The following is a 5,763-nucleotide window of genomic DNA, read 5'->3' on the forward strand; positions in this document are numbered from 1 at the left end:
GAGCGGGGTGCTCGGGGCCGGGCAAGCACCCGGGAGCGGGGAAGGGAGCCGCTCCAGCGGGCGAGGCGAAGGGAGAGAGCGACGCCGAGCTCCGGGCGAGCCCGGAGCGCGGCGCGAGCGCGGGACGTGCGGCCCTTCGGCCGGAGTGGGAAGTCGGCCGAGCCGACTTCCCACTCCAGGGGTCAGCCCTCCTCGCGCCAGCCTTCGTGGGAGGTGGCGACGGTGTCGAGGGTGTGGAGGAGGGCGGGTGTCCAGCCGGTCTCGGGGGGCTCGGCGACGACCAGCCACTGGGCGTCCTCGGCGTCGTCCTCGCCGGCGAGGGCGTCGCGGACGATTTCGAGCTCGCCCAGGTCGGGGTGGTCCGCGCCGAGCTCCTCCGCGGCCTCCTCGGCGGCGTCGCGGTCGGGCAGGACGAGCAGCTGCCGGGCGTACGGGTCGAAGCCGTCCGGCAGATCGGTGGTGGGGTCTTCGGTCACCCGTCCATTCTCCAGGGACGGAGCTGTCCGTCCCCCGTGGGATGCTGGTAGGCGATGGCCAGGAAGAGTGCACCCGACGACCTGCTCGCCCCGCTGACCCTCGCGGTCGGCCAGGAGGAGCTGCTGCTGGACCGCGCCGTCGCCCAGGTGGTGGCCGCGGCGAAGGCGGCCGACCCGGACACCGATGTGCGGGACCTCCCGCCGGGCGGCCTGCAGCCGGGAAGCCTGGCCGAGCTGACCACCCCGTCGCTCTTCGCCGAACGCAAGGTCATCGTGGTCAGGGCCGCCCAGGACCTCTCCGCCGACTCCGTCAAGGAGGTCAAGGCGTACATCGAGGCCCCCGCCGATGAAGTGATCATGGTCCTGGTGCACGCGGGCGGTGCCAAGGGCAAGGGCCTGCTGGACGCGGGCCGGAAGGCCGGCGGCCGCGAGGTGGCCTGCGCCAAGCTCGCCAAGGCGAGCGAGCGGCTGGCCTTCGTCCGCGGCGAGTTCCGTACGCTCGGCCGCTCGGCGACGCCCGAGGCCTGCCAGGCCCTGCTGGACGCGCTCGGCAGCGACCTGCGCGAGCTGGCGGCCGCGTGCAGCCAGCTCACCTCCGATGTCGAGGGCGCCATCGACGAGACCGTGGTGGCCCGCTACTACAGCGGCCGGGCCGAGGCGACCGGCTTCGAGGTGGCGGACCTGGCGGTCACCGGCCGGGCCGCCGAGGCGCTGGAGCGGCTGCGTTGGGCGCTCGCGGTCGGCCAGCCGCCGACCGGCATCACCTACGCGCTGGCCTCCGGCGTGCGCAGCATCGGCCGGCTGGCGACCACCGGGCGGAACATGCGCCCGGCGGACCTGGCGCGCGAGCTGGGCATGCCGCCGTGGAAGGTCGAGCGGGTCCGCCAGCAGATGCGCGGCTGGACGGGCGACGCCGTGGCCACCGCCCTCACCGCGATCGCGCAGGCGGACGCCGCCGTCAAGGGCGGTTCCGACGACCCGGCCTTCGCGCTGGAACGGGCCGTGGTCGCCGTGGCGAGGGCCGCCCGGGCCGGTTCCCGGACGCCGTCGTACTGACCCGCGCCCGCCCGGCCGTTACGGGGGACGCCGTTACGGGCCGCCGATCGCCTTGAGCATGTCCCGGGTGTCGTCGAGCATGGCCTTGCGGACGGTCTCGCGGTCCAGCGTGTGGTTCTCGCCGGTCTGGTAGTTGTCCGTCCAGTACAGCGAGTACGTCATGCCGCCGTCGCGGACCTGCAGGTGGTAGTTGATGTCGTGGAAGGTCTTGTCCGAGCTGGTCGGCTCGTCGCCGTAGGCGAAGTAGGCCTCCTCGCCGAGGCCCGGAGCGTCGGTGATCTCGTACTTCTGCTGCTCGAAGTAGTGCCGCACGGCGGCGAACTCGGGGACGGAGTCGACGGCCTTGTGCAGCTCGACCCGGATGTCGAGGGTGGCGTACTCGGGGGTCTCGCTGCCCTCGGGCGTGCGCTTCATCAGCGCGTAGCAGCGCATGACGTCCATGGAGTCGCTACGACCCGCGTGCTCCAGCGGGTAGTTGTCCACCATCTTGTACTTGCCGCGGAACGCGGTGAGCTTGCCCGCGTCGCAGATCCGGTCGACGGCGTGGTAGCCGCCGAGGCTCTTCGCGGACGACTCGCCCCCGACGATGCCGGGGACCACCACGACGGTGCCGGTCCAGACCACCGAGGCGAGGATCGCGCCGACGAACGCCCAGACCGCGTTGCGCCGCAGCCCGCCGCCCCCGCCACCCGAGGCAGGAGCGCCGGGCACACCGGGTGCGCCGGGCACACCCGGCGCGCGGGGAAGGTCGGGCGGCGGCCCGAAACCGGGACGACTGTTCGGCGCCGAGGGCCGCGGCTGCTGCGGGAAGCCGGCGAAGCCGGGACCGCTCGGCGGCGGTGGTGGCGATGACGGTGGCGATGGCGGCGGTGTCCCCAATGTGTGCCCCCTCGGGCCCTCGACGCGGGTGCCGGTCACCCGGGACCCTACCGGTCGTACCGGAGGGCGGGACAAGCGCTGAGGCGGTCCGCCCGGCCGGTAGGGTCGGGCCCTCATCGGCCACAGGTCCCAGGGGGGACCTTGCGTACACGCACCATCACGATCGTTACGGCGGCCGGACTGCTGGCCGGGTTGACGGCCTGCTCCAGCGGTTCGGGGACGGTGACCGGGGCGGGCCCGGTTCCGCAGCCCGCGGTCACACAGACCGTCGCCGCGACGGTCACCGCTCCGGCGCCGCCGGTGCCGTCCGCGCCACCGGCCCCGACGGTCACCGTGACCGTCACGGCGACGGTGACCGCGCCGCCGGCCGTGACCACCCCGCCCGCCGAAACCGCGCCCGCCGGGCCGGCCGACACGATCGACGGCAGCGGCACCTTCCTGGTCGGCACCGACATCCGGCCCGGCACCTACCGCACGGCCGGTCCGGGCGGCCGCTCGGGCGGCATGTGCTACTGGGAGCGCGCCCGGTCCGCCGACGGCGATCTCGACTCGGTCATCGCCAACGAGAACCTGATGGGGCAGGGCGTCGTCACCATCAAGAAGTCCGACGTCGTCTTCAAGACGCAGGGCTGCCAGAGCTGGACGAAGATCGGCTGAGCACCGCACGGAGACACGCGGCGACACGCGGCACCCGCGCGCACCCGCCGGAAACGCGTACTGCCCGACCGGTGGGGACCGGTCGGGCAGTAGTGGGAAGGCCGATGAGCAGGCACTTCCGGTCAATCTCGGTGCACCGCACCCGCGTGGCGAACGCAGGCCGCGTGCGGTGCGAAGTGTGCTGCGCGCCTCGGGTCTCCGGGTAGAGGGCCGGGTCGTCCCGAGGGGTTGGGGGCCGTCGAGGCGGCCCCGGGGCGTCAGGCCTGGGCGGCGGCGTTGACGCGCTTGGTGATGGCCGACTTCTTGTTGGCGGCCTGGTTGGCGTGGATGACGCCCTTGCTCACGGCCTTGTCCAGCGCCTTGGAGGCGGCGCGGGCCAGCTGGGTGGCCTTCTCGGTCTCGCCGGCGGCAGCGGCCTCACGGGCCTTGCGCAGGGCGGTCTTCAGCGAGGACTTGACGGCCTTGTTGCGCAGGCGCGCCTTCTCGTTGGTCTTGTTGCGCTTGATCTGGGACTTGATGTTCGCCACGAAAGAGCCTCAGTCTGTGTCATCGGTTGGAACGGGCTGCACCGTGCGGCTGTCGGACCAGCTGAGAGGGCATGCCGATGCCAGGTGCAGCGCCCCACGCTACCAGGGGCGCCGGGCCCGGCCCAAACCGGGCGCTGGCGCGCGGCCCGCTCGCGGGAGGTGGGAAGATGGGAGGAACTATCTCGATCGGACGACCGTCCGGTCGCCCGGGAAGCCGGTCAGCGATGATCCGGACACCCCCGGCCCCCGGACCAACGGAGAATCGGACCAAGGTGCCCGCGACCCCCAGCAATGTGCCAGAGCCCAGCCGTACCGACCCGGCGCTGATCCGCAACTTCTGCATCATCGCCCACATCGACCACGGCAAGTCGACGCTCGCCGACCGGATGCTGCAGATCACCGGTGTGGTGGATCCGCGGCAGATGCGCGCCCAGTACCTCGACCGGATGGACATCGAGCGCGAGCGCGGCATCACCATCAAGTCGCAGGCCGTCCGTCTCCCCTGGGCGCCGAAGACCGGCCCGCACACCGGCGGCACGCACATCCTCAACATGATCGACACCCCGGGCCACGTGGACTTCACGTACGAGGTGTCCCGTTCCCTCGCGGCCTGCGAGGGCACCGTCCTGGTCGTCGACGCGGCCCAGGGCATCGAGGCGCAGACCCTCGCCAACCTCTACCTGGCGCTGGAGAACGACCTCACCATCGTCCCGGTGCTGAACAAGATCGACCTGCCGGCCGCCCAGCCGGAGAAGTACGCCGAGGAGATCGCGCACATCATCGGCTGCGACCCGGGCGACGTCCTGAAGGTCAGCGCCAAGACCGGTCTGGGCGTCGAGGACCTGCTGGACCACATCGTCAACACCGTCCCGGCCCCGGTCGGCGTCGCGGACGCCCCGGCGCGCGCGATGATCTTCGACTCGGTGTACGACGCCTACCGCGGCGTGGTCACCTACGTCCGTGTGGTCGACGGCCAGCTGACCAAGCGCGAGCGCATCGCCATGATGTCCACCGGCGCGACCCACGAGCTGCTGGAGATCGGCGTCATCTCGCCGGAGCCGAAGGTCGCGGACGGCCTGGGCGTCGGCGAGGTGGGCTACATCATCACCGGTGTGAAGGACGTCCGGCAGTCCAAGGTCGGTGACACCATCACCTCGCAGCACAAGGGCGCCACCGAGGCGCTGGGCGGTTACAAGGACCCGCGCCCGATGGTGTTCTCCGGCCTGTACCCGCTGGACGGCTCGGACTACCCGCTGCTGCGCGACGCGCTGGACAAGCTGCGGCTGAACGACGCGGCCCTGGTGTACGAGCCGGAGACGTCGGTGGCGCTCGGCTTCGGCTACCGCTGCGGCTTCCTCGGCCTGCTGCACCTGGAGATCATCCGGGAGCGCCTGGAGCGCGAGTTCAACCTCGACCTGATCTCCACCGCCCCGAACGTGGTCTACCGGGTGATCATGGAGGACGGCACCGAGCACACCGTCACCAACCCGAGCGAGTTCCCCACCGGCAAGATCGCCGAGGTGTACGAGCCGGTCGTGCGCGGCACCATCCTGGCGCCGAACGAGTTCGTCGGCGCGATCATGGAGCTGTGCCAGTCCCGCCGCGGCAGCCTCCAGGGCATGGACTACCTGTCCGAGGACCGCGTCGAGCTGCGCTACACCCTGCCGCTCGCCGAGATCGTCTTCGACTTCTTCGACCAGCTGAAGTCCAAGACCCGCGGCTACGCCTCGCTCGACTACGAGCCCATCGGCGAGCAGACCGCGAGCCTGGTGAAGGTCGACATCCTGCTGCACGGCGACGCGGTGGACGCCTTCTCCGCGATCGTGCACAAGGACAAGGCGTACAGCTACGGCGTGATGATGGCCGGCAAGCTGCAGAAGCTGATCCCCCGCCAGCAGTTCGAGGTGCCGATCCAGGCCGCGATCGGCTCGCGCGTGATCGCCCGCGAGACGGTCCGCGCGATCCGCAAGGACGTCCTCGCCAAGTGCTACGGCGGTGACATCTCCCGCAAGCGGAAGCTGCTGGAGAAGCAGAAGGAGGGCAAGAAGCGGATGAAGATGGTCGGCCGGGTCGAGGTCCCGCAGGAGGCCTTCATCGCCGCGCTGTCCACCGACTCCGAGGCCCCCAAGGGCGAGAAGAAGTAGCTCCCCGGAGCAGGACGGAACCAC

The 5,763-nt window shown here is 71.6% G+C and carries 6 protein-coding genes; 3 read left to right on the forward strand and 3 right to left on the reverse strand.

What is annotated here, in order from left to right:
• Positions 1-182: 182 nt before the first annotated feature.
• Complete coding sequence (locus ABD308_RS21135; RefSeq protein WP_344337519.1) at positions 183-476, reverse strand: hypothetical protein; 294 nt, start codon at positions 474-476, stop codon at positions 183-185.
• 54 nt (positions 477-530) lie between these two features.
• On the opposite strand from ABD308_RS21135, the gene holA reads away from it, so the two are divergent.
• Positions 531-1,532, forward strand: a complete 1,002-nt coding sequence (gene holA / locus ABD308_RS21140; protein WP_344337521.1) for a DNA polymerase III subunit delta — start codon at positions 531-533, stop codon at positions 1,530-1,532.
• 33 nt (positions 1,533-1,565) lie between these two features.
• Here holA and ABD308_RS21145 read toward each other — a convergent pair whose 3' ends face one another.
• Entirely contained in the window at positions 1,566-2,243 is a 678-nt protein-coding gene (locus tag ABD308_RS21145; RefSeq protein ID WP_344337523.1) for a hypothetical protein, read from the reverse strand.
• 309 nt (positions 2,244-2,552) lie between these two features.
• On the opposite strand from ABD308_RS21145, the gene ABD308_RS21150 reads away from it, so the two are divergent.
• Positions 2,553-3,068, forward strand: a complete 516-nt coding sequence (locus ABD308_RS21150) for an Rv1352/Rv1906c domain-containing protein (RefSeq protein ID WP_344337525.1) — start codon at positions 2,553-2,555, stop codon at positions 3,066-3,068.
• 257 nt (positions 3,069-3,325) lie between these two features.
• Here the strand turns inward: ABD308_RS21150 and rpsT are convergent, their stop codons facing one another.
• Entirely contained in the window at positions 3,326-3,595 is a 270-nt protein-coding gene (gene rpsT / locus ABD308_RS21155; protein WP_344337526.1) for a 30S ribosomal protein S20, read from the reverse strand.
• Positions 3,596-3,867: 272 nt separating this feature from the next.
• Between rpsT and lepA the strand changes: the two genes are divergently transcribed.
• Entirely contained in the window at positions 3,868-5,739 is a 1,872-nt protein-coding gene (gene lepA, locus ABD308_RS21160; RefSeq protein WP_344337527.1) for a translation elongation factor 4, read from the forward strand.
• Positions 5,740-5,763: the final 24 nt, after the last annotated feature.

It is taken from the genome of Kitasatospora putterlickiae (assembly GCF_039527695.1).
Classification (GTDB): Bacteria; Actinomycetota; Actinomycetes; order Streptomycetales; family Streptomycetaceae; genus Kitasatospora; species Kitasatospora putterlickiae.

What these genes read in the sequence shown, in the direction of transcription:
- holA (WP_344337521.1), top strand. Translation starts at nt 531, where the DNA reads ATGGCCAGGAAGAGTGCACCCGACGACCTGCTCGCCCCGCTGACCCTC.